At 68.5% G+C, this 22,489-nt stretch carries 19 protein-coding genes and 2 rRNA genes; 15 read left to right on the forward strand and 6 right to left on the reverse strand.

Annotated elements, in window-relative coordinates:
* From AC4HOU_RS23835 to AC4HOU_RS23850, 4 genes are all read left to right on the forward strand, one after another.
* Window positions 1-84 (forward strand): 23S ribosomal RNA (locus AC4HOU_RS23835); the annotation flags it as partial.
* A 97-nt stretch (window positions 85-181) separates the two neighbouring features.
* Window positions 182-298: ribosomal RNA gene (rrf, locus tag AC4HOU_RS23840) — 5S ribosomal RNA — on the forward strand.
* A gap of 377 nt (window positions 299-675) precedes the next feature.
* A complete protein-coding gene (gene nucS / locus AC4HOU_RS23845; protein WP_138457645.1) occupies window positions 676-1,350 on the forward strand; it encodes an endonuclease NucS in 675 nt (224 codons plus the stop codon).
* A gap of 10 nt (window positions 1,351-1,360) precedes the next feature.
* The gene (locus AC4HOU_RS23850; RefSeq protein ID WP_195021499.1) at window positions 1,361-1,660 is read left to right on the forward strand and encodes an Rv1322 family protein; all 300 of its coding nucleotides are present in this window, start codon (window positions 1,361-1,363) and stop codon (window positions 1,658-1,660) included.
* A gap of 18 nt (window positions 1,661-1,678) precedes the next feature.
* On the opposite strand, the gene AC4HOU_RS23855 is transcribed toward AC4HOU_RS23850, so the two are convergent.
* On the reverse strand, window positions 1,679-2,467 hold the full coding sequence (locus tag AC4HOU_RS23855) for a helix-turn-helix domain-containing protein (protein WP_490725304.1): 789 nt from the start codon (window positions 2,465-2,467) through the stop codon (window positions 1,679-1,681).
* Window positions 2,468-2,598: 131 nt separating this feature from the next.
* Here AC4HOU_RS23855 and AC4HOU_RS23860 point away from each other — a divergent pair, with 131 nt between their 5' ends.
* Together AC4HOU_RS23860 and AC4HOU_RS23865 are read left to right on the forward strand one after the other, a co-directional pair.
* Complete coding sequence (locus AC4HOU_RS23860) at window positions 2,599-3,024, forward strand: hypothetical protein (protein WP_280213420.1); 426 nt, start codon at window positions 2,599-2,601, stop codon at window positions 3,022-3,024.
* Window positions 3,021-4,034, forward strand: coding sequence for a zinc-dependent alcohol dehydrogenase family protein (locus AC4HOU_RS23865; protein ID WP_490725305.1), 1,014 nt, complete (start codon window positions 3,021-3,023; stop codon window positions 4,032-4,034). Before AC4HOU_RS23860 ends, AC4HOU_RS23865 begins: the two co-directional genes overlap by 4 nt.
* Before the next feature lie 120 nt (window positions 4,035-4,154).
* Here the strand turns inward: AC4HOU_RS23865 and AC4HOU_RS23870 are convergent, their stop codons facing one another.
* Both AC4HOU_RS23870 and mce read right to left on the reverse strand, forming a co-directional pair.
* Entirely contained in the window at window positions 4,155-5,162 is a 1,008-nt protein-coding gene (locus AC4HOU_RS23870) for a coiled-coil domain-containing protein (RefSeq protein WP_163817669.1), read from the reverse strand.
* 86 nt (window positions 5,163-5,248) lie between these two features.
* The gene (gene mce / locus AC4HOU_RS23875; RefSeq protein WP_194991975.1) at window positions 5,249-5,722 is read right to left on the reverse strand and encodes a methylmalonyl-CoA epimerase; all 474 of its coding nucleotides are present in this window, start codon (window positions 5,720-5,722) and stop codon (window positions 5,249-5,251) included.
* Window positions 5,723-5,858: 136 nt separating this feature from the next.
* On the opposite strand from mce, the gene AC4HOU_RS23880 reads away from it, so the two are divergent.
* The 3 genes from AC4HOU_RS23880 to AC4HOU_RS23890 all read left to right on the forward strand — a co-directional run bounded on the left by AC4HOU_RS23880 (window position 5,859) and on the right by AC4HOU_RS23890 (window position 8,450).
* A complete protein-coding gene (locus AC4HOU_RS23880; protein WP_195021497.1) occupies window positions 5,859-7,037 on the forward strand; it encodes an acetyl-CoA C-acetyltransferase in 1,179 nt (392 codons plus the stop codon).
* Between the two features lie 134 nt (window positions 7,038-7,171).
* Window positions 7,172-7,543 (forward strand): DUF3817 domain-containing protein, encoded by a 372-nt coding sequence (locus AC4HOU_RS23885; RefSeq protein ID WP_175586024.1) that lies wholly within the window; start codon window positions 7,172-7,174, stop codon window positions 7,541-7,543.
* A gap of 61 nt (window positions 7,544-7,604) precedes the next feature.
* Window positions 7,605-8,450: a tetratricopeptide repeat protein gene (locus AC4HOU_RS23890; RefSeq protein ID WP_163817687.1), complete on the forward strand. Its 846-nt coding sequence runs from the start codon at window positions 7,605-7,607 to the stop codon at window positions 8,448-8,450.
* Between the two features lie 199 nt (window positions 8,451-8,649).
* On the opposite strand, the gene glgB is transcribed toward AC4HOU_RS23890, so the two are convergent.
* Both glgB and AC4HOU_RS23900 read right to left on the reverse strand, forming a co-directional pair.
* The gene (gene glgB / locus AC4HOU_RS23895) at window positions 8,650-10,788 is read right to left on the reverse strand and encodes a 1,4-alpha-glucan branching protein GlgB (RefSeq protein WP_490725411.1); all 2,139 of its coding nucleotides are present in this window, start codon (window positions 10,786-10,788) and stop codon (window positions 8,650-8,652) included.
* Between the two features lie 34 nt (window positions 10,789-10,822).
* Window positions 10,823-12,823: an alpha-1,4-glucan--maltose-1-phosphate maltosyltransferase gene (locus AC4HOU_RS23900; protein ID WP_490725307.1), complete on the reverse strand. Its 2,001-nt coding sequence runs from the start codon at window positions 12,821-12,823 to the stop codon at window positions 10,823-10,825.
* A gap of 102 nt (window positions 12,824-12,925) precedes the next feature.
* On the opposite strand from AC4HOU_RS23900, the gene glgP reads away from it, so the two are divergent.
* The 5 genes from glgP (at window position 12,926) to AC4HOU_RS23925 (ending at window position 20,046) form a co-directional block, all read left to right on the forward strand.
* Window positions 12,926-15,493, forward strand: a complete 2,568-nt coding sequence (glgP, locus tag AC4HOU_RS23905) for an alpha-glucan family phosphorylase (RefSeq protein ID WP_490725308.1) — start codon at window positions 12,926-12,928, stop codon at window positions 15,491-15,493.
* A gap of 174 nt (window positions 15,494-15,667) precedes the next feature.
* Window positions 15,668-17,029, forward strand: coding sequence for an NCS2 family permease (locus AC4HOU_RS23910; RefSeq protein WP_163817681.1), 1,362 nt, complete (start codon window positions 15,668-15,670; stop codon window positions 17,027-17,029).
* A 109-nt stretch (window positions 17,030-17,138) separates the two neighbouring features.
* Window positions 17,139-17,681: a DoxX family protein gene (locus tag AC4HOU_RS23915; RefSeq protein WP_163817683.1), complete on the forward strand. Its 543-nt coding sequence runs from the start codon at window positions 17,139-17,141 to the stop codon at window positions 17,679-17,681.
* Between the two features lie 201 nt (window positions 17,682-17,882).
* Window positions 17,883-19,544: a serine/threonine protein kinase gene (locus AC4HOU_RS23920; protein WP_490725413.1), complete on the forward strand. Its 1,662-nt coding sequence runs from the start codon at window positions 17,883-17,885 to the stop codon at window positions 19,542-19,544.
* Window positions 19,545-19,647: 103 nt separating this feature from the next.
* Window positions 19,648-20,046, forward strand: coding sequence for a RidA family protein (locus AC4HOU_RS23925; protein WP_490725415.1), 399 nt, complete (start codon window positions 19,648-19,650; stop codon window positions 20,044-20,046).
* Window positions 20,047-20,676: 630 nt separating this feature from the next.
* On the opposite strand, the gene AC4HOU_RS23930 is transcribed toward AC4HOU_RS23925, so the two are convergent.
* Window positions 20,677-21,567 (reverse strand): helix-turn-helix transcriptional regulator, encoded by an 891-nt coding sequence (locus AC4HOU_RS23930; RefSeq protein ID WP_195021492.1) that lies wholly within the window; start codon window positions 21,565-21,567, stop codon window positions 20,677-20,679.
* Between the two features lie 139 nt (window positions 21,568-21,706).
* Between AC4HOU_RS23930 and AC4HOU_RS23935 the strand changes: the two genes are divergently transcribed.
* Window positions 21,707-22,483 carry an NAD(P)H-dependent oxidoreductase gene (locus tag AC4HOU_RS23935; protein WP_163817607.1) on the forward strand — a complete coding sequence of 259 codons (777 nt, stop codon included), beginning with the start codon at window positions 21,707-21,709 and terminating at the stop codon, window positions 22,481-22,483.
* Window positions 22,484-22,489: the final 6 nt, after the last annotated feature.

The raw sequence follows: 22,489 nt of genomic DNA on the forward strand, positions 1-22,489 counted from the left end.
CAGACCATGGGGTTGATAGGCCAGAACTGGAAGCCCGGTAACGGGTGGAGGTGACTGGTACTAATAGGCCGAGGACTTACCAACAAAGAAGCTACGCGTCCACTGTGCAGTATCTGAAACAACACACGCATGCTCGCTTGCCCCGGTGCGGGGCGCGCTGGCGTGGATAGTTTCATAGAGTTACGGCGGCTATAGCGGTGGGGAAACGCCCGGTCCCATTCCGAACCCGGAAGCTAAGGCCACCTGCGCCGATGGTACTGCACTCGACAGGGTGTGGGAGAGTAGGACACCGCCGGAACATCCTTTCACGAAGGCCCCCGACCACGGTCGGGGGCCTTCGTCGTTTCTGGGGTTCATCGTTAGGGTGGCTGGCCGACGTGACCGAGTTGGATTGGAAGCGAGGGGGATTCGTGACGAACCCGTACGACGGCAGCAGGCGTTGGACTGTGCCGATCCGGCTGCGACGAAGAAGATCGTAGCTTCGGAGATCGTCACCGACGCCGATCGCGAGGTCGAGTGCGCCGATGCCGGCCGCCGGATGGACATGATCCTGCTCGGCAAATTCCACTTCGTGAACAGAGAAGAGACGCGACCTACTGTTTCGCCCTGCCGAACTGACCGCTGTCGGCTGAGCCCGCTCGAGCCGGGGTAAGCCCGCCCCCTACACTCGTCCCGGTGCGCCTCGTGATTGCTCGCTGTCAGGTCGACTACGTCGGTCGGCTCACCGCTCATCTGCCGATGGCCAAGAGGCTGTTGCTGATGAAGGCGGACGGGTCGGTGCTGGTGCATTCCGACGGTGGGTCGTACAAGCCGCTGAACTGGATGAGTCCGCCCTGCTGGATGGAGGAGCGCGACGGCGACGGCGCGGGGGCGCTGTGGGTGGTCACCAACAAGGCGGGCGAGGAACTGCGGATCACCGTCGAGGAGATCGAGCACGATTCCAAGCATGAGCTCGGGGTGGATCCGGGGCTGGTGAAAGACGGTGTGGAGGCTCATCTTCAGGAGCTGCTGGCCGAGCACGTGCAAACGCTCGGGCCCGGCTACACGCTGATCCGGCGTGAGTACATGACGGCGATCGGCCCGGTGGACCTGCTGTGCCGCGACGCCGACGGGGCTACGGTCGCGGTGGAGATCAAGCGGCGCGGTGAGATCGACGGCGTCGAACAGCTCACCCGCTACCTCGAACTGCTCAACCGTGACCCGCTGCTGGCACCGGTGGCGGGAGTGTTCGCGGCCCAGCAGATCAAGCCGCAAGCCCGCACGCTCGCCGAGGACCGTGGAATACGGTGCCTGACGCTGGATTACGACGCCCTGCGCGGCACGGAGAGCAACGAGTTCCGGCTCTTCTAAGCTTGGACCCATGCCCCGCCGTAAACCGCGCCCAGCGCGCCGGACGGATGCGCCGTCCGAGCGCCCGCTCGGCGATGTGTTCGGACGCACCGAGCCGGGCCCCGGCGACGAGTTGTATGTGGTGCGCACGATCCCCGGCACTCGGGCGGTGAAGACCTACCGGTGCCCCGGCTGCGATCACGAGATCATGCCCGGCGTCGCGCATATCGTCGCCTGGCCGGCCTACGGCGGCGAGGACGATCGCAGGCACTGGCACCGCGGCTGCTGGAACGGCAGGCGCACGCGAGGCATCACCCGACGCTGGTCCTGAGGCCGCCGACGGCCGCGCTCAGCGCCGTGACGCGCGCAGGCGCAGGACGCGAGCGGTCTGCTCGTCGGCGGGCAGGAATGCCTCGAGATGGAGTTCGGCAACGGTGACGTCGGTGGCGGTGGCGAACGAGGTGAGTGTGGTGATCAGCCGCAGGTCGCCGTCGTCGGTGCGCAGGTGCAAGGGCACGGCGAAGCCGAGATGGTCGGGGCCGGGAGTGACGGTGGGCAAGTAGCCCGACAGTTCCGTGATGAGGGCGTCCACGGCGGGGTCCAGGGTGAGGGCCGCGCGGCTGCGCAAGGAGTCGATGATGTGCCTGCCCCATTCCGGCAGGTTGATCACACGGGGCGCCACACCGTCGGGGTGCAGGGCCAACCGCAGGACGTTGATCGGTGCGCGCAGTAGATGGTCGGCGACACCCTCGGTGAACAGGTCGAACGCGGCATTGGCCGTCACCAGTTCGCCGCGCGGGCGCGCTACCAGGGCGGGGTAGGGCAGGTGTCCGTCGAGCACCGCGGCGAGCGCTTCGCGGATCGGCACCAACTCCGGGGCGGCCAGATCGCTTTCCGGGAACACCGGCGCGAAACCGGCGGACAACAGCAGGTTGTTGCGATCACGCAGGGGCAGTTCGAGGGATTCGGCCAGGCGGACGACCATGGTGCGTCCCGGCTGGGACCGGCCCTGTTCGAGGAAGCTCACGTAGCGCTGACTCGTCTCCGCGCGAATGGCCAAGTCGAGCTGACTGACCCGGCGCAGCGTGCGCCAGCGGCGCAGTTGGGGGCCGAATGCGGTGGTCTGCGCGGTCGTCATGGTGCGAGTCAACCGTGTGGGGGCACCGCGCGCCATTCCCGCCAGGGTATGAGCCATCGTGCGCGGACACCGGCCGAGTCATTCCCTGCGGGGAATCGCGGGTCGACGTTCGCCCCGGCAGAGTTTCCGCCATGAGCAACAACGACATCGCCACCCGCTATGTAGCACTCTGGAACGAAGCAGACCCCACTGCCCGCCGCGCCCGGATCGAGGAACTGTTCACCGTCGACGGCATGCAGCTGCTGGTCGACCCGCCGGCCGAGGCCCGCAAGGCCGCCGCCGACCTGTCCATTCCGGCCCCGCCGCTCAGCGTGCACGGCTACGACGCTCTCGAACGCCGGGTCACCCGCGCCTATGAAATGTTCCTCGCCAGTGGCGAATACGTCTTCGCCGCGGCCGGACCAGCCGTCGCACTGCCCGCGAACACGGTCGGTGTCGCCTGGACGATGAACCGCCGCGACGACGGCGAGCCGCAGGGCGGCGGTTTCGATCTGCTCGCTCTCGATGCCGACGGCCGGATCGTGTTCGACCACCAGTTCATCGAGGGATCACGGTGAATGCCCTGGCCTATCGGGCGGATCCGCGGCACGGCCTCATCGTCGGCGCCCAGCGGCGGCCCGAACCCGGTCCACGCCAGGTGGTCATCCGGGTCCGCGCGGCCTCGGTGAACCGGCGTGACCTGATGCTGCTCGACGGAACCTATCCGCTGCCGCTCACACCGGGCACCGTGCCGTTGTGTGACGGCGTCGGCGAGGTGATCGCGCTGGGCGAAGGTGTCACCCGCGCCGCGCTCGGTGATCGGATCACCGCGAGCTATTTCGTGCATTGGGTCGACGGTCCGCAGACCTTGGCGCTGGCCGCCGAACAGTACGGCACCAACCGCCATGGCTTCCTGGCCACCTACGCAGTGGTGGAGGAGGATTCGATCGTGCACGTGCCCGCGCAGCTGACCGATGCCGAGGCCGCCACGCTGACCTGCGCCGGTGTGGTGGCGTGGTCGGCGCTCACCACCCCGGCACCGGTGCGTCCGGGCGAGCGGGTGCTGACCGTCGGCAGCGGCGCGGTCGCGCTGTTCACGATCCAGTTCGCGAAGATTCTCGGCGCGGAGATCATCGCGATCACCTCTAGTGCGGCCAAGGCGCGGCGACTGCGCGCACTCGGGGCGGACACGGTGATCGATCGGAACGAGACGCCGGAGTGGGGCATGGCCGTCTTCGAACTGACCGGCGGCCACGGGGTGGAGCACGTCGTCGACGCCGTGGGTCTGCCGACTCTCGAGCAGTCGGTTCGAGCCGGTGCCTACAACTCGATGGTGACGATGATCGGCGCGATGATGCCGGCGCCGGGAACGACCCTGCCGGATAATCCCTTCGGCTCGTCGTATCTGTCGATCCGGCGGATCGCGGTGGGCAGCCGCGCCGGCTTCGAGGCGATGAATCGTGTGATCACCGAGCATCGGCTGCGCCCGGTGATCGACCGCGAATTCGGCTTCGACGAGGCTGCGGCGGCCTACGACTACCTGCGCTCGGGTGAGTCGTTCGGCAAGGTGGTGGTCGCGGGGAGTTGACCGGCCATCGCGGGTGGCTGGTTCGGAGCCCGAGCCGGCTCCGAACACGAGGAAGGCCGCCCCCGTAGGGGCGGCCTTCGGTGCTGATGGTGTTCTGTCGCCGCGCAGGCCCGAAATCAGTTAGTTGCTGATCTCGGCGTTCTCACGCTCTTCGTCGACCACGTCGTCTTCTTCGGGCGTGACCTCGGGGATGGCCTTGGTGCGCGAACCCGTGACGGACTTGGTGCCGCTGCCGCTGATCGACTTGCGCTGCTGGTCGGGCACACCGTCGAGCAGCTCGCTCTCCCGGTTGACCGCCGCAAGCATCGCCGGAACCGAATCCAGCTGGCCGCGGATGCCGAGCAGCTGGGCCAGGACGCGCCCGCGCAGCACGCGCATCTCTTCGGCCAGTTCCTTGGCGTGCGCGATCTTGCGCTCGCTGGTCTGGGTGGCCGAGGTGATGAGGCGGTTGGCCTCGTCGGTGGCGTCCTTGATCCGCTGCGCGGCCTCGGCGCGGCTGGTGGCCTCCAGCTCTTCCATGGCACGGGTGAGCTTGGTGCGACGCTCGGCCATGGTGACTTCGAAGTCCTGCTGGGCGGCCTTGCGCTTGGCTTCGGCCTCCTTGCCGATGCGGTCGGCCTCGGCCTGGGCGGCTTCGATGATCTTGGCTGCTTCGGTGCGCGCGTTCGCCAGTGTTTGCTCGAACTCGATTTCGAGCGCTTCGCGCTTTTCCTTGGTCTCGGCGAGCAGCGACTCGTACTTGCCACGCATCTCGGTGGCCTGCTGCTCGGCGATCGACACCATTTCCGCGGCCTCGGCCTGCGCCAGGGCGCGGACCTCGGACGCCTCGTCGGAGGCCAGTCGCAGCATGCGAGAAATACGGTCGCTCATGCCTTCCGCGGTGGTCGGCGGCACGGACAGCCGGTCGACCTCCTTGCGGAGCTCATCGATCTCGTCGCGCGCGTCCTCGAGCTGGCTCGCAAGGTTACGAGCCTGCGCGGCGGCCGCATCACGATCGGTAGCGGTGACCCTCAGTTCGGCATCGAAGCGGTCGAAATAGTTACGCACCTCGTCTTGCGCATAACCCTTGCGCACAACGGTGAAGGGCAGTGCAACGAAGCGATTGCGATCGGACTCAGGTGACGACATGGCCAACAAACTACAGCCTGTGTGGGGTAGATGGTGAGTCGACTGCGAATGTCATCGAGACGAGATCTTCCGCCCCGATCTTGGTACTAGTGCGTAACATTCGGGTTCGGCTCGACCAACTCCACCAGCACACCACCAGCATCCTTCGGATGCACGAAATTGATGCTGGACCCGGCGGTTCCGGCGCGCGGGGCGTCGTAGAGCAAACGCAGGCCGCGGCTGCGCAGATGTGCGGAAACCGCCTCGATGTCGGTGACGCGGTAGGCCAGCTGCTGAAGACCGGGGCCGCTGCGTTCGATGAATTTGGCGATGGTGGAGGTCTCGTCGAGCGGGGCCAGCAACTGCAAGGCAGTCGCGTCGTCGGCGGCCGCCGGGCACGACAGCATGGCCTCTTGCACGCCCTGCGCCTCGTTCACCTCGCGATGGGTTTCCACCATGCCGAGATTGGTGGCGTACCAGGCGACGGCGGCGTCGAGGTCGGGCACCGCGATACCGACGTGGTCGACGGCGACCACGTAGTCCGCGGGGATGAATTCGTTCGAGTCGGTTGTAGTGCTCACGCTTCGAACGTAGCGCGTACCTGCGCGGGGTCGTCGCGGCCGGACCCGCTACCGTTGAGTACGAGGCTGTCGTCGCGCCGCGGTGCGGGCAGCGCTGATCCACCGATGCTGTGAACTGCAGAAGGCGAGGCTCGTCGTGACCAACTCCGTGATCGTGTCCGGTGCGCGTACCCCGGTCGGCCGCCTGCTCGGCGGGTTGAAGGATTTCAGCGGGTCGGATCTGGGCGGTTTCGCGATCAAGGCGGCGCTGGAGAAGGCCGGTGTGCGCGGCGACCAGGTCGATTACGTGATCATGGGCCAGGTGCTCACCGCGGGGGCGGGTCAGATCCCGGCCCGGCAGGCGGCCGTCGCCGGCGGTATCCCGATGGATGTGCCCGCGCTGACGCTGAACAAGGTGTGTCTGTCCGGCATCAACGCCATCGCGCTGGCCGATCAGCTGATCCGGGCCGGCGAGTACGAGATCGTCGTCGCCGGTGGCCAGGAGTCGATGAGCCAGGCACCGCATCTGCTGGAGAAGAGCCGCGAGGGTTTCAAGTACGGCGATGTGAACCTGCGCGACCACATGGCCTACGACGGGCTCTACGACATCTTCACCGATCAGGCGATGGGCGCGCTCACCGAGACCCGCAACGATGCCGAGCCGATCAGCCGCGAGGAGCAGGACGCGTTCGCGGCGGCCTCGCATCAGCGCGCGGCCGCGGCGTGGAAGAACGGCGTGTTCGACGACGAGGTCGTCCCGGTGGCGGTGCCGCAGCGTAAGGGTGATCCGGTCATGATCGCCGAGGACGAGGGCATCCGCGCCGACACCACCGTCGAGTCGCTGGCCAAGCTGCGCCCGGCGTTCCGCAAGGACGGCACCATCACCGCCGGTTCGGCCTCGCAGATCTCCGACGGCGCCGCCGCGGTCGTGGTGATGAGCAAGGCCAAGGCCGAAGAGCTGGGGCTGAGCTGGATCGCCGAGATCGGCGCCGCCGGCGTGGTGGCCGGTCCGGATTCGACGCTGCAGGATCAGCCCGCCAATGCCATCGCCAAGGCGTGCGCGAAGGAAGGCATCGAGCCGTCGCAGCTGGATCTGGTGGAGATCAATGAGGCGTTCGCCGCGGTCGGCATCGCGTCCACCCGCAAGCTGGGCATCGATCCGGAGAAGGTGAACGTCAACGGTGGCGCCATCGCCATCGGTCACCCGCTCGGCATGTCGGGTGCGCGCATCCTGCTGCACCTGGCGCTGGAGCTGAAGCGCCGTGGCGGTGGCATCGGTGCGGCCGCGCTGTGCGGCGGTGGCGGTCAGGGTGACGCGCTGATCATCAAGGTGTAGTGCTGGACGCGCCGGTGTACCGAGGTACGCCGGCGCGGTCGTTCTCCCTGTGCCCGCCGGCTGCGCGCGGGTCGGTGTCCGTTCTGTCCAGTGTGACCGGTTCAACTACGACTCGTCGTAGTGCATGCGGCACAATGGGGGCCATGGGTTCTTACGATCTGCGTACCGTCACGGGCAGGTTCCGGTTCTTCGCCATCCTCGAGGCGGTGTCGTGGGCAGGCCTGCTGATCGGCATGGCGTTCAAGTACATCCCCGATCCGGGCAACGAGATCGGTGTGAAGATCTTCGGCCCCGTCCACGGCGGCATTTTCATCCTGTTCGTGCTGAGCGCCCTGCTGGCCTCGCGTGAGCTGAACTGGAACTGGAAGACCACAGTGCTCGCATTGGCCTCCAGCATCCCGCCGTTCTGCACCGTGATCTTCGAAATCTGGGCGGCGCGCACCGGCAAGCTGGCGCAGCCGAGCGCCGTGAGCGAAGCCCCGGCCACCGCACCCGTCTCTTCGTGACAAACTGGACGGCGTGACTCGACCATCCGCTCGTCGTCCTTCGCCAGCCGTCGCCGCCGCCATGTCCGGTGCGGTGGATCTGTCCGCCCTGAAGCAGCCGCCCGCGGGTGCGGGCCCCGAAGGCGGATACACGGTGACCGAGGCCGACTTCGAAACCAAGGTGCTTCGGCGTTCGACCCAGGTGCCGGTGGTGGTGGCGCTGTATTCGCAGCGCAGCCCCGGCAGCGTCGAACTGGTGCAGCTGCTGGAGCGGCTGGCCGGTGCAGGCGACGGCAGCTGGGACCTGGCGACCGTCGAGGCCGAAAGCAATATGCGGATCGCGCAGGCCTTCGGGGTGCAGGGCATTCCAACGGTGATCGCCGTCGCGGGCGGTCAGCCGCTGGCCGATTTCCAGGGCGTGCAGCCGGAGCCGCAGGTGCGTCAGTGGCTGGCGGCCGTGGTAGACGCGGTTGCGGGCAAGCTGGAAGGCGGCCAGGCCGGGCAACCTCAGCCGGCCGAGGATCCGCGGTTCGCCACCGCCGAGGCGCTGCTGGAGCAGGGCGATCTGGCCGGTGCGGAATCGGCGTACGAGTCGATTCTCGAAGCCGAGCCGAACAACGCCGAGGCCAAGGCCGCGGTCCGGCAGGTGCGTTTCCTGGCCCGTGCTCAGCAGCTGCCGGATTCGGCGATCGCCACGGCGGACGCCGACCCCGGCAATGTCGACGCCCAGCTCGACGCCGCCGATATCGAACTGTTCCACCAGCGCCCCGAAGCGGCGTTCGATCGGCTGATCGGCGTCGTCAAGCGCACCGCCGGTGATGACCGCACCAAGGTCCGCACCCGGCTGCTGGAGCTGTTCGAACTGTTCGATCAGGCGGAGCCGTTCGTGGTGGCGGCGCGCCGCAAGCTGGCGGCCGCGCTGTACTGAATGTGCGTCACCTGGGGCGCCGCGTGTTCGCGGCGCCCTGGTGCCTCGCGTTCTCGGAGCCGCTGCCCGCCTTCGGCTTGCGCAGCGGCAACGGAAACGCGCGACGGGCCGCGAACTCTCTGCTCGGTCTCGCTTCGCTCGAAAATTGAGGCATACCTGCCGATGCCTCTGTTGCGTACCGTGTCGTGCCGGTCGTTCATCAGTGTTCGGCGGCGAGCCACACCGCGCTCGACGGCGCCAGCGCGATCACCGCCGACGCCGGCCGCCCATGCCACGGCTGCTCCTCGGCGACGACCACACCGAGATTGCCCATTCCCGATCCGCCGTATTCGACGGCGTCGGTATTGAGGATCTCGGTCCAGCGGCCGGCCGTCGGGAGACCGATGCGGTACTTGTCGTAGGCCGAGCCGGAGAAGTTGTAGACGCAGGCGATGACGGAGCCGTCGCTGCCGTAGCGCAGGAAGGCCAGCACGTTGTGTTCGCGGTCGTCGGCTTCGATCCAGGAGTGGCCGCCGGGGGTGGTGTCCTGGGTCCACAGTGCCGGATGGGCGCGGTAGACGGCGTTGAGATCGCGGACGACGCGCTGCACGCCCCGGTGCAGCGGGTTGTCCAGCTCGTGCCAGTCCAGCCCGCGGTCGTGTGACCATTCCCGGAACTGGCCGAACTCCTGGCCCATGAACAGCAGTTGTTTGCCCGGGTGGGCCCACATGTAGGCGAGCAGGGCGCGCACGCCACTGGCTTTCGTGTAGTCGTCGCCCGGCATCCGCGTCCAGAGTGTGCCCTTGCCGTGCACCACTTCGTCGTGGCTGATGGGCAGCACATAGTTCTCGCTCCACGCGTACATCAGTGAGAAGGTGATCTCGTTGTGGTGCCAGGACCGGTGGATCGGGTCGCGCCCCAGGTAGCCGAGGGTGTCGTGCATCCATCCCATGTTCCATTTCATGGAGAAACCGAGCCCGCCGACCTCGGTGGCCCGGGTGACGCCTGGCCAGGTGGTGGATTCCTCGGCGATGGTGAGCACACCCGGATGGTCGCCGTGGATGCGGTCGTTGAGTTCGGTGAGGAAGTCGACGGCCTCGAGGTTCTCCCGGCCGCCGTGCATATTGGGTTCCCATTCGCCGTCGCGGCGGGAGTAATCGAGATAGAGCATCGAGGCGACGGCGTCGACCCGCAGGCCGTCGATGTGGAATTCCTCGATCCAGTAGCGGGCGTTGGCGATGAGGAAGTTGCGCACCTCGTTGCGGCCGAAGTCGAAGACGTAGGTGCCCCAGTCGGGTTGTTCGCCGCGGCGCGGGTCGGGGTGCTCGTAGAGCGGGGTGCCGTCGAAGCGGGCCAGGGCCCATTCGTCGCGTGGGAAGTGCGCGGGCACCCAGTCGAGCAGCACGCCGATGCCCTGGCCGTGCAGGTGGTCGACGAAGGCGCGGAAGTCGTCGGGTGTGCCGAAACGGGCGGTGGGCGCGTAGTACGAGGTGACCTGGTAGCCCCAGGAGCCGCCGAAGGGATGCTCGGCGACGGGCAGCAGTTCGATATGGGTGAAGCCGGCCTCGCGCACGTATTCGGCCAGCTGCACGGCGAGTTCGCGGTAGCTGAGGCCGGGCCGCCAGGAGCCGAGGTGCACTTCGTAGACGCTCAGCGGCGCTCGGCCGGGTTCGGTGAGGGTGCGGGCGGCGAGCCAGGCGTCGTCGGTCCACACATGCCGCGATTCGGTGACCACCGACGCCGTGGCGGGCGGGACCTCGGTCGCGAAGGCGAACGGATCGGCATGGTCGACGATGCGCCCGTCCGCGCCGTGCACCCGGTACTTGTATCGGGTGCCGGGTTCGACTCCTGGCACGAACAGCTCCCAGATCCCCGAGCCGCCCAGCGACCGCATGGGTGTGCCCGCCCCGCTCCAGCCGTCGAAATCGCCCATCACGCTGACACCGCGCGCGTTGGGCGCCCACACCGCGAACGAGGTGCCGTGCACCTCGCCGTCGAGGGTGGTGTAGCGGCGTGGGTGCGCGCCCAGTACCTCCCACAGTCGCTGATGGTTGCCTTCGCCGATCAGGTGCAGGTCGAGTTCGCCGAGGGTGGGCAGGAAGCGGTAGCCGTCGGCCCCGACGACGGTCTGGCCGCCCGGATAGGTGGTGACGATCCGGTAGTCCAGCAGCTCCGGATACGGCAGCACCCCGGCGAAGACGCCGTGCCCGAGCGAATCGAGCCGGTGTTCGTCGCCGCCGACGCGGGCGGTCACCGTGTCGGCGTGCGGGCGCAGCACCCGCACCACCGTGCCGTCCGGATGCGGATGCGCACCGAGGACGGTGTGCGGGTCGGGGTGGGTGCCCGCGGCGAGCAGCATCAGGTCGCGGCGTTTCACGGCCGGGCCCCGCTCATCAGAAGTTCCTGTGGAAGGCCAGTTCGGTGCGCGCGGCCTGTGGGATCGGTGGTAGCGCGAGGATGTGCGCGACGGCTCTGGTGGGGTCGAGGCGCACGTAGTTGGTCTGCGCCCAGTGGTATTCCTCGCCGCTGACCTCGTCGTACACCACGGGATGATCGTGCCATTCGCGGCCGATGGCCGGCAGATCCAGCGAGAGCATGCCCTGTTCGGCGGCGAACGGATTGAGGTTCACCACCACCAGGACGGCGTCGCCGGTGGCCGGATCGAATTTCGAGTAGGCCAGCAGGGCGTCGTTGTCGACGTGGTGGAAGTGCAGGCAGCGCAGCTGACGCAGCGCCGGATGGGCACGCCGGATCTCGTTGAGCCTGGTCAGCCAGGGTTCCAGCGATTCACCGCGGGCCAGCGCCTCGGCGAACGGCCGTGGACGCAGCTCGTACTTCTCCGAGTCGAGGTATTCCTCGCTACCCGGGCGCACAGCCTGATGCTCGAACAGCTCGAAACCGGAGTACACGCCCCAGGTGGGGGCGAGGGTGGCGGCGAGCGCGGCGCGGATGGCGAACATGCCTGGGCCGCCGTGTTGCAGGCTCTCGTGCAGGATGTCGGGGGTGTTGACGAAGAGGTTCGGGCGGGCTTCGTCGGCCTTGGCGGCCAGTTCACGGCCGAATTCGGTGAGTTCCCATTTGTGCACGCGCCAGGTGAAATAGGTATAGGACTGGCTGAATCCGCGGCGCGCCAGCCCGTACAGCCGCGCCGGACGGGTGAACGCCTCGGAAAGGAACACCACGTCGGGGTCGGTACGCCGCACCGTGGCGATCAGCCATTCCCAGAAATCGGCCGGTTTGGTGTGCGGGTTGTCGACGCGGAAGATCTTGACGCCCAACCCGATCCAATGCCGGACCACGCGCAGTACCTCGGCGTAGAGGCCGTCGGGGTCGTTGTCGAAGTCGACGGGGTAGATGTCCTGGTATTTCTTCGGCGGGTTCTCCGCGTAGGCGATGGTGCCGTCGGGCAGCGTGGTGAACCATTCCGGATGGTCGCGCACCCACGGGTGGTCGGGGGCGCATTGCAGGGCCAGGTCGAGCGCCACCTCGAGGCCGAGCCGTTCGGCGGTGGCGACGAAATCGGCGAAATCGTCTTCGGTGCCCAGTTCCGGATGGATGGCGTCGTGCCCGCCTTCGGCCGAGCCGATGGCCCATGGTGAACCGACGTCGCCCGGTTCGGCGGTGAGCGAATTGTTGCGGCCCTTGCGGTTCACCGTGCCGATGGGATGGATGGGCGGCAGGTAGACCACGTCGAAGCCCATGCCCGCGATGCGCGGCAGCTCCTTGGCGGCGGTGGCGAAGGTGCCGTGCACCGGTGCGCCCTCGGCGTCGCGGCCGCCGGTGGAGCGCGGGAAGAATTCGTACCAGGCGCCGCAGAGCGCGCGCTGCCGCTCGACCAGCACGGTGTGCTGGGGGCCGCGGGTCACCAGGTCGCGTAGCGGCGTCGCCCGCAGGATCTCGGCGACCTCGTCGGTGAACGCCGGTGCCACCCGGGCCGGCAGCTGCTCATCGCCGCGCAAAGCGGCCGCGACCGCGCGCAACCGTTCGAACTGCTTCTTCGGCACCGCTTGCGCGGCGCGATCGAACAACCGGGCGCCCAGCTCCAGATCGTTGGCCAGGTCGGCGGCGCTCTGGCCGACGGCCAGCTTCGCTTCCACCGCGGCCCGCCAGGTGGCGATCGGATCGCGCCAGCCCTCGATGCGGAAGGTCCAGGTGCCAGGGGCGTTCGGGGTGAAGGTGGCGTTGAAGACGTCGGGTTCGTAGTCGGGAGTCATCCGGATGCGCGTGGTGCGCGAGGAGCTCGGCCCGCGCACCGCCAGGGTGGCGGCGACGGCCGCGTGCCCTTCGCTCCACACCACGGCGCGCACCGGGAACACCTCGCCGACGACGGCCTTGGCGGGCCGGCCTCCGGGGATGAACGGGGCAGTGTCATCGATAGCGATGCGGCCGGTCACGTTCCCAACCGTACCGGTCGCCGCCGGGATCCATGTGATGAGCGCCCGGGCGGGGATCGTGCTGGTCTACCCGGGCTGACAATGTTGGGTAGGGTTCGGCTGGTGAAGGCACTGCGTCGGTTCACAGTCCGCGCCCATCTGCCCGAGCGCCTGTCGGCGCTTGGCGAATTGTCGACGAATCTGCGCTGGTCATGGCATGGGCCGACGCAGGATCTGTTCGCCGAACTCGACCCGGCGCGCTGGCTCGAGGTGGGCCACGATCCGGTGCGGATGCTGGGGGAAGTGCCGCCCGAACGGCTCGACGAGCTGGCCGCCGACCCCGATTACACCGCCCGGGTGGACGCCGCTGCGGCGGATCTGCGCGAGTACCTGGAGACCCCCGGCTGGTTCCAGCGGCGCGGCACCGAGGTGCGCGGGGTGGCCTATTTCTCGATGGAGTTCGGCGTCACCGAGGTGCTGCCGAACTACTCCGGCGGGCTCGGCATCCTGGCGGGCGATCATCTCAAGGCCGCCTCCGATCTCGGGTTGCCGCTGATCGGAGTCGGGCTGCTGTATCGCTCGGGCTATTTCCGGCAGTCGCTCACCGCCGACGGCTGGCAGGCCGAGCACTATCCGGCGCTGGACCCGCAGGGCTTGCCGCTGCGGTTGCTGACCGCCGACGGTTCGCCGGTGCTGATCCATGTGGGCATGCCCGATCGCCGGGTGCTGCGCGTCCGGGTGTGGATCGCGCAGGTCGGGCGGGTGCCGCTGCTGCTGCTGGATTCCGATATCGCCGACAACGATCCGGAACTGCGCGCCGTCACCGACCGGCTCTACGGCGGCGATCAGGATCACCGGATCAAACAGGAGATCCTGGCCGGCATCGGCGGTGTGCGCGCGGTGCGCGCCTACACCCACGCCGAGGGGCTGCCCGATCCGGACGTGTTCCATATGAACGAGGGCCACGCCGGTTTCCTCGGACTCGAGCGGATCCGCGAGTATGTGGCCGCCGGACTCGATTTCGATGCCGCGCTGGCCGCGGTGCGAGCCGGGACCGTGTTCACCACGCATACGCCGGTGCCCGCCGGTATCGACCGGTTCCCGATGCCGATGGTGCGCAGGTATTTCGGTGGCCCGCACGGGGAGGCCGAATCGTCACTGCTGCCGGGTCTGTCGGTGGATCGCATCGTCGGGCTCGGACGTGAGTCGGATCCGTCGGTGTTCAACATGGCGCATATGGGGCTGCGGCTGGCGCAGCGCGCGAACGGGGTGTCGAAGCTGCACGGCGAGGTCAGCCGGGAGATGTTCGCCTCGCTGTGGCCGGGGTTCGATGCCGCGGAGGTGCCCATCGGCTCGATCACCAACGGCGTGCACGCCCCCACCTGGGCGGCGCGGGAGTGGATCGACAAGGCGCGCGAGCGGATCGGCGCCGAACTCGTCGAGGAGGCGCGTGGCTGGGAGAAGCTCCGCGATATCGACGCCGCCGAACTATGGGCGACGCGCAATACGCTGCGCGCCACCCTGGTCGACGAGGTGCGCCGCAGGCTACGGGTGTCCTGGTTGCAGCGCGGCGCCGCCGAAGCCGAATTGGGCTGGATCGACGGCGTGTTCGATCCCGAGGTGCTGACCGTCGGTTTCGCCCGCCGGGTGCCCACCTACAAACGGCTGACGCTGATGCTGCGCGATCCCGAGCGGCTGCGGTCGCTGCTGCTGGATCCGGACCGCCCGATGCAGCTGGTGGTGGCCGGTAAGAGCCATCCCGCCGACGACGGCGGCAAGGCGCTCATCCAGCAGGTGGTCCGTTTCGCCGACGATCCCGAGGTGCGCCACCGCATCGTCTTCCTGCCCGATTACGACATGTCCATGGCCCGCTATCTGTACTGGGGCTGCGATGTGTGGCTGAACAATCCGCTGCGCCCGCTCGAGGCCTGCGGCACCTCCGGCATGAAGTCGGCGCTCAACGGCGGGCTCAACCTGTCCATCAGGGATGGCTGGTGGGACGAGATGTACGACGGTGAGAACGGCTGGTCCATCCCCACCGCCGACGGTATCCGCGACGAACACCGCCGCGACGATCTGGAGGCCGCAGCGCTCTACGAGCTGTTCGAGCGTTCGGTGGCCCCGCGCTTCTACGACCGCGACGCCACCGGGATGCCGGTGCGCTGGGTGGAGATGGTGCGCCACACCCTCCAGACGCTGGGACCGAAGGTGCTGGCCTCGCGGATGGTGCGCGATTACGCGCTCGACTACTACGCGCCCGCCGCGGCCGCCTGCCGCCGCGCGGTCGCCGATGATTTCGCCGGCGCCCGAGCGGTGGCCGAATATCGCCGCCGGGTGGAGTCGGCCTGGCCGTCGGTGCGGGTGGTGCAGGTCGACAGCGCCGGTCTGCCGGATACGCCGATCATCGGGGCGCCGCTGTCGCTGACGGCGCGGATCGACCTCGGCGGGCTGATGCCCGACGACGTCACGGTGCAGGCGGTGCTCGGGCGGGTTTCGCCCACCGACGACCTGTCCGATGTCACGGCCATGCCGATGAAGCACACCGGCTCGGATTCGGGTCTCGAGCTGTTCGAGATCGAGGCACCGGTGTCGCTGTCGGGGGCGGTGGGCTACACGGTGCGGGTGTTGCCGCACAGCGAGCTGCTGGCCTCCGATGCCGAACTCGGGTTGGTCGCCGCGCCGAGTGCGTGAATCACGGCGGCGCAGTGGGCCGTCGGTGCGAACGCGCCGGACGCCGGTGGGGTCGCGCGGTGCGCTCCCGACGTCGCGCACATCACTCCTCGAGGTGGCTGACCAGGCTTGTTGTCGCGGGATCGGATAACGTCTCGAGCACCCCGCTCATTCGTTCCCGACTGGAGTACCCCCATGGCCATCGACGTGCTGACCCGAACCCGGGGTCATATCGATAACTATTTCGGTGTCAGCTCGAACGGCTCGACCGTCAAACGGGAGCTGATGGCCGGCACCGTCACGTTCCTGGCCATGTCGTACGTGCTTGCGGTGAACCCGTCGGTGCTCGGTGACCACGGCGTCCTCGGTGAGCTGGGCATTCCCACCCAGGCGGTCTTCACCGCCACCGCGGTCGCGGCGGTGTTCGGCACGCTGGTGATGGGGTTGTGGGCCAAGTATCCGGTCGCGCTGGCCCCGGGGATGGGTCTCAACGCGTTCTTCGCCTATTCGGTGGTGCTCGGGATGGGGATCCCGTGGCAGGTCGCGTTGTCGGGGACGTTCCTGTCGGGTGTCATCTTCTTCGTTCTCGCGGTGACCAAGGTGCGTGAACGCATCCTCAACGCGATCCCCATGCAGATGAAGCTCGCGGTCGGGGCGGGCATCGGCATGTTCGTGGCGTTCCTCGGGTTGAAGAACGCCGGCATCGTCGTCGCCAACGAGGCCACCTTCGTCTCGCTCGGCGATTTCACCGAGGGCACCACCCTGCTCGCGCTGTTCGGCCTGGTGGTGACGGTGGTGTTCGTGGTGCTCGGCTGGCACGGCGCCGTGCTCTACGGCATCGTGCTCACCACGATCGTCGGCATGATCAGCGGGCTGGTCGACCTGCCGAACGGCATCGCGGCGCTGCCGCGCGGGCTGGACGAGACCTTCGGTCAGGCCATCATCCATCTGCCCGACGCCTTCACCGGCCAGATGATCGTCGTGGTGCTGACCATGCTGTTCGTCGATTTCTTCGACGCCTCCGGCACTCTGATCGGAGTCGCGAATCAGGCCGGGCTGCTCGACAAGGACGGCAAACTGCCGCGCGCGGCCAGTGCGCTGGCCGCCGATTCGGTGGGCACCACGGCAGGCGCGATCATCGGCACCTCCACCACCACGGCCTATGTGGAGTCGACGGCGGGTGTATCGGCGGGCGGGCGCACGGGGTTGACGGCGGTGGCGACGGCGGGCTGGTTCGCGGTGGCGATGTTCTGCTTCCCGGTGTTCGAGGTGGTCGCCAAATCCGGGGCGGTGTCGTCGGCGGCGCTGATCGTCGTCGGTGTGCTGATGGCACGTTCGCTCGGTGAGATCGATTGGCAGCGGCTCGAGTTCGCGGTGCCCGCGTTCATCACCATCATCATGATGCCGCTGACCTATTCGATCGCGAACGGCCTGGCCATGGGCATGTTGTTCTACCCGGTGGTGATGGTCGCGAAGGGCAAGATCAAAGAGGTCCATCCGGCGATGTGGGCGCTGATGGTGATTTTCCTCGGATATTTCTTCTTCCTCGCGGAATAGCTTCTCCGGTCGCGTGGTTGGTGTCCGACGTGAAATAATCGGACCGTAGTCCGCTTCCTTTCCGAAGCTAACGGTTTCGATCAGACCGCACGATGATGAGGACAGACCTATGACCACCAACTCGACGCTCGAGCGTCTGAACGTCACCACTCGCTACGACAACGTCTCTTCCGACATCGGACTGCTGGTGCTGCGCGTCGTCTTCGGCGGCCTGCTCGCCGCGCACGGCTCACAGAAGCTGTTCGGCTGGTTCGACGGACTCGGTCTGACGGCCAACAACGCGAGCTTCGAGGCCATGGGCTACAACCCGGGCGATCTCTTCGGCACCCTCGCCGGCCTGAGCGAATTCGTCGGCGGTCTGCTGTTGCTGCTCGGCCTGTTCACCCCGCTGGCCGCGGCGATCGTGCTCGGCACCATGATCAACGTCATCCACGTGATGTGGGGCGGCGGGATGCTCGACGCGGCGGCCGGGTACGAGATGGGCCTGCTGTTCGCGACGGTCGCGGTGGCCGTGGCCTTCACCGGGCCCGGCCGGTTCTCGCTCGATCACGGGCGACCCTGGTACCGCTCCGGTTTCGCGTGGGGCGTCGGTGCGGTGGCGCTCGCGGTGGTGACCGGTGTGCTGACGCTGATCCTCAAGGGTCTGCTGTAACTCTCGCATGCGGATGCGGCGCGGTGATGCGATCACCGCGCCGCATCGGTGTTTTCGGGAGCACGCGCGGGCGGGCGGGGCAGGGCGGGGCCCGACCGATAGGATCGGCGTGCTCGACAGATCGGACTAGGAGGGCCGCAGGTGCAACCGGGTTCGGTCTTCGCCGGATATCAGATCGAACGCCGACTCGGCCGCGGCGGGATGGGCTCGGTCTACCTCGCGAAACATCCGCGACTGCCCCGGCGCACTGCGCTCAAACTGCTGAATCCGGACCTGTTCGACGACAAGGAGACCCGGGCGCGGTTCGAACGCGAGGCCGATCTGGCCGCCCAGCTCGACCATCCGAACATCGTCACCGTCTACGACCGCGGCGCCGAGGACGGCCAGCTGTGGATTTCCATGCAGTACATCGACGGTGTCGACGCCGCGTCGCTGGATCCGAACACGCTGCCGGTGCTGCGGGCGGTGCAGATCATCGCCGAGACCGCGCAGGCGCTGGACTTCGCGCACAGCATGGGCGTGCTGCACCGCGATGTGAAACCGGCCAACATCCTGCTGTCCAACGCGCACACCGGGCCCGAACGGGTCTACCTCACCGATTTCGGCATCGCCCGCCTGCGCGACGACGGCGGCCACCTCACCCAGACCGGCTCCTTCACCGCCACCATCGCCTACGCCTCGCCCGAACAACTCACCGGGGCACCGCTCGATCACCGCACCGATCAGTATTCGCTGGCATGCAGCCTGTTCTGGATGCTGACCGGGACCGCGCCGTTCTCGTCACCGCATCCGGTGGCCGTGATCCAGGGCCACCTCCAGCATCAGCCGCCGGCCATGAGCAGCGTCCGGCACGGACTGCCCGTTGCGCTCGACGCGGTGATGGCGCGGGCGCTGGCGAAGCGGCCGGATGAAAGGTTCGGCAGCTGCGCCGAATTCGCGGACGCGGTGCGGGCGGCGGTGTCGGGTGGGGCGCATCCGTCGGGGCCGCATGCGCGGGTGGGCGGGGCGTACCCGTCGGGGCCGCATGCGTATCCGTCGGGTCCGTATGTGCGGGCGGCGGGGGCCATGCAGGCACCGATGGCGACCGGACACGGGCAGCCGATCGCGGCACAACCACATACACCGGCGCAGCCGTACGCGCAGGCTCGGCCCGTCGGTGCGGGCATGCGGCATACGGGTGGACCGACCAGCGCGCCCGGGCCGCAAGCAGGGGGCCGGAGTACGACGGGACCTGCCGCGGCCGCGCCGGGCCGGGCCTCGGCGACGACGGGCGCGGCATCGCCGATGCCGTCGGTCGACGCGGTGCGTTCACGTAAATGGCTCGTCATCGGGTTGTCGGCGGCGGCCCTCGCGATCGTCGCCGTGCTGGTCGCCGTTGTCGTCGCGAACCTCCCCGAGAAGGGCGGGCCGACGGCGATCCAGGCGATAAGCGAAGAATTCCCGGAGATGGTGCCCGACAGTGATCTCGCCCTCGGGTTCGACGGCCACACCTGCATGTCGCAGGACCCCTCCCGAGGACGCGAACTGTGGAAGGGGCAGAGCGCCGACGGGCCCGATTTCGGCGAATGGTCCGGGGCCTGGCACTGCTACGACGGCCGCACCGACTACTACCTGATGAAATACGAAGACGGACACGACGTTCAGCAGGTGCTCGACGGGCTGAAACCGATGGATATCACCAGCGACGTCAACGGCTCGGTGATCTACGAGAACTACCACCTCGCGGGCAAAGACCCGAAGGAACATTCCATGGTCAGCGGCTTCCCGATCGCCGACCGTGCACCGTACCTGCTCTACACCACCGGGAAGTTCAAGACCCCGGAGGAATTCATGGACTGGTGGAAGTCGCTGCCGCTGTCCTGAACCGGCCGCTGCCGCTGTCCTGAACCCGGCCGCGCAGACGATGTCACACCCGCAGGCGCCGCGTCGTCATCTCCATGTCGACCCGACAATGACGAAGGAGACGATGGTGAGCATCGAGATCAGCAACCCCGACGGCCTGCACGACCCGACCGGATTCGGCTACAGCCACGTCGCGCGCGTACGCGGCGAACTGGTCTTCATCGCAGGCCAATACGATTCCGACGCCGAAGGCCACACCACGAGCGGAGATTTCGGCGCGCAGGTCGACCGGGCGTTCGCCAACCTCGGCATCGCGTTGCGCTCGGTGGGACTGGACTACGCCGACGTCGCCCAACTGCGCACCCACATCGTCGACCACGACCTGCCCAAGCTGGCGGTGCTCGGCGAGAAGATCGCCGAGATCTGGGGCAAGCAACCGCCCACGCAGACGCTGACCGGCGTCGCGGCGCTCGCGCTGCCGGGGATGCTGTTCGAGGTGGACGCGGTGGCGGTGCGGGAGTAGGGAGTTCGGCGTGGCCGTAGTTCTGCGGTGGTCACCGGCATGGCCCGGGAGGGCGCCTTGGTCCGGATCCCACGGCCCGCCGCCGGGCCGCCGCGCTGGTCCGCCGCGCCGCCGGGCTGCCGCGCTGCCTGGTTGCCGGGCCGACGAGGCTGCGCGTCGCCGCGCCTGCGACGCGCTGGGCTGCCACGCCGCCGGGCTGCGGGGATCGACGGGCCGCGGGATCGACGGGCCGCGGTTCGCGGAACCGCCACGGCGCCACCCGGTTACCGGGCCGATCAGGCTGCGCGTCGGTCCCGCGCCGGGCTGCCACGGCGCCACGCCCGCTGCCAGGCCGCCCCGCTGCCGGGTCAGTCGTCGCGCTACTGGCCCGCCCACCGCGCTACTGGCCCGCCCCGCCGTCGGGCTGCCACGCCGGCTAGCCGGGTCGCCACGACGGCTTCCAGGGCCGCTCCGCTGCCTGGGCGGCGCGCCCGCTGCCAGGCTGTCCGGCTGCCGGGTAGTTGGTCGTCGCGTTACATAGCCGCCTGGCGGGCGGCCGGGCGGCCGCGCCGCGACATCGCTGTGCTGCTGGGTCAGCCGGGGACGGCCGCCCATGTCGGCGCCCACCGTGCTGGGACCGGGGCGTGCCCGTCAGTCTGGGCGCTTTCGCGGTGCCGGGCAGGTGTTGTCGGCTGCGGCGCGGGCCTCGTCGTTTGCGCCGGGTTGCGCGGCGGTGTGGTCCGCGCCCAACCCGGCGAGCAGCCGCAGGCCGTCTTCGGTCGGGCTGTTCGGTTCGGCGGTCAGTACCAGGAGTTCCATCCCCGATTCGTCGGGGAGGGCGAAGTTTTCCTGGTGTAGTTCGAGCAGCCCGACCAGCGGGTGGTGGTAGGCCTTGCGGCCGTGGGTGCGGGCGCGCACGTCGGCGCGGGCCCAGAGTTTGCGGAAGCGTTCGCTGCCCATCGCCAGCTCGCCGATGAGCGAGGCCAGGCGTGGGTCGTCGGGGTATTTGCCCGCGGCCAGGCGCAGGTGGCCGACGGCGTCGAGGGTGCAGGTCTCCCACTCCGCGTACAGACCGCGGTGGTCTTCCTCGAGGAAGATGTGCCGTGCGGTGTTCATGCCCTTCAGCGGCCGGCCGTAGAGCAGTTCGGCGAGACGGTTTCCCGCGAGCACGTCCAGGCGGTGGTCCATGATCAGCGCGGGTGCGCCGGCGACCAGGTCGAGCACCCGCAGCAGCTCCGGGCGCACCCGGGCCGCGGGGACCTTCGCGCGGCGGCGGCGTTGGCGGGCGAGGCGGTAGAGATGCTCGCGCTCGGTCTCGTCCAGGCCGAGGACCCGGGCGAGGGCGTCGAGGATCTGCTCGGAGGGCTGGGTGGCGCGGCCCTGTTCGAGGCGGACGTAGTAGTCGACGCTCACGCCCGACAGATGCGCGACCTCTTCGCGGCGCAACCCTTCGACCCGGCGGCGGCGGTCGGCGGGGATGCCGACGTCGGCCGGATCCACCCGGGAGCGCCTGGTCCGCAGGAAGCCGGCGAGATCGTCCATGGCCCCAGTATGGCCGCGGCCGCGCCCGCGAACGTGGTCCTGTCGATACCAGGAAGTCCCGTCCGACGGTCGCGGCGCCCCTGAATGCGGAGCTTCCCAGCGCTCAGGATCGAACTCATCCGATCCGATAGGAGCTCCCATGAAGACGCTGATCGTCCACGCCCACCCCGAACCGAACTCGCTCAACAGCGCGCTGAAGGATCTCGCGGTGGACACGCTGGAAACCGCCGGGCACGAGGTGCGGGTGAGCGACCTGTACGCGATGAACTGGAAGGCCACCGTTGACGCCGCCGATTACGGCCCCGCCGCCTCGTCGCCGCTGCGGGTGGCCGGGGACTCGGGGCGGGCTTTCGAATCCGGCCTGCTCACCCCCGATGTGCGCGCCGAGCAGGACAAACTGCTGTGGGCCGACACGATCATCTTCCAGTTCCCGCTGTGGTGGTATTCGATGCCGGCCATCCTCAAGGGCTGGTTCGACCGAGTGTTCACCTATCGCTTCGCCTACGGCGTCGGCGAGCACAGCGACACCAAGTACGGTGAGCGCTACGGCGAGGGCACGCTGGCGGGGCGCAGGGCATTGCTGTCGGTGACCATCGGCGGCCTCGAATCGCATTACGGCCCAAGGGGAATCAACGGCCCCATCGACGACCTGCTGTTCCCGATCCACCACGGCATCCTCTTCTATCCGGGCATCGAGGTATTGCCGCCGTTCGCGGTGTACGGCGCCGACCGGTTACCCAGCGAAGACTTTCCCGATATCGCCAAGGCATGGGAGCAGCGGCTGCTGACGTTGGCCTCGACCGAGCCGATCCCCTTCCGGCGGCAGAACTTCGGCGACTACGAACTACCCGCCCTGCAACTGAAACCCGGCCTGGAACCCGCCGGCCGCACGGGATTCGGCCTGCACGTGCGCTGATTCGGA

The sequence above is a fragment of the Nocardia sp. JCM 38205 genome (assembly GCF_058222935.1).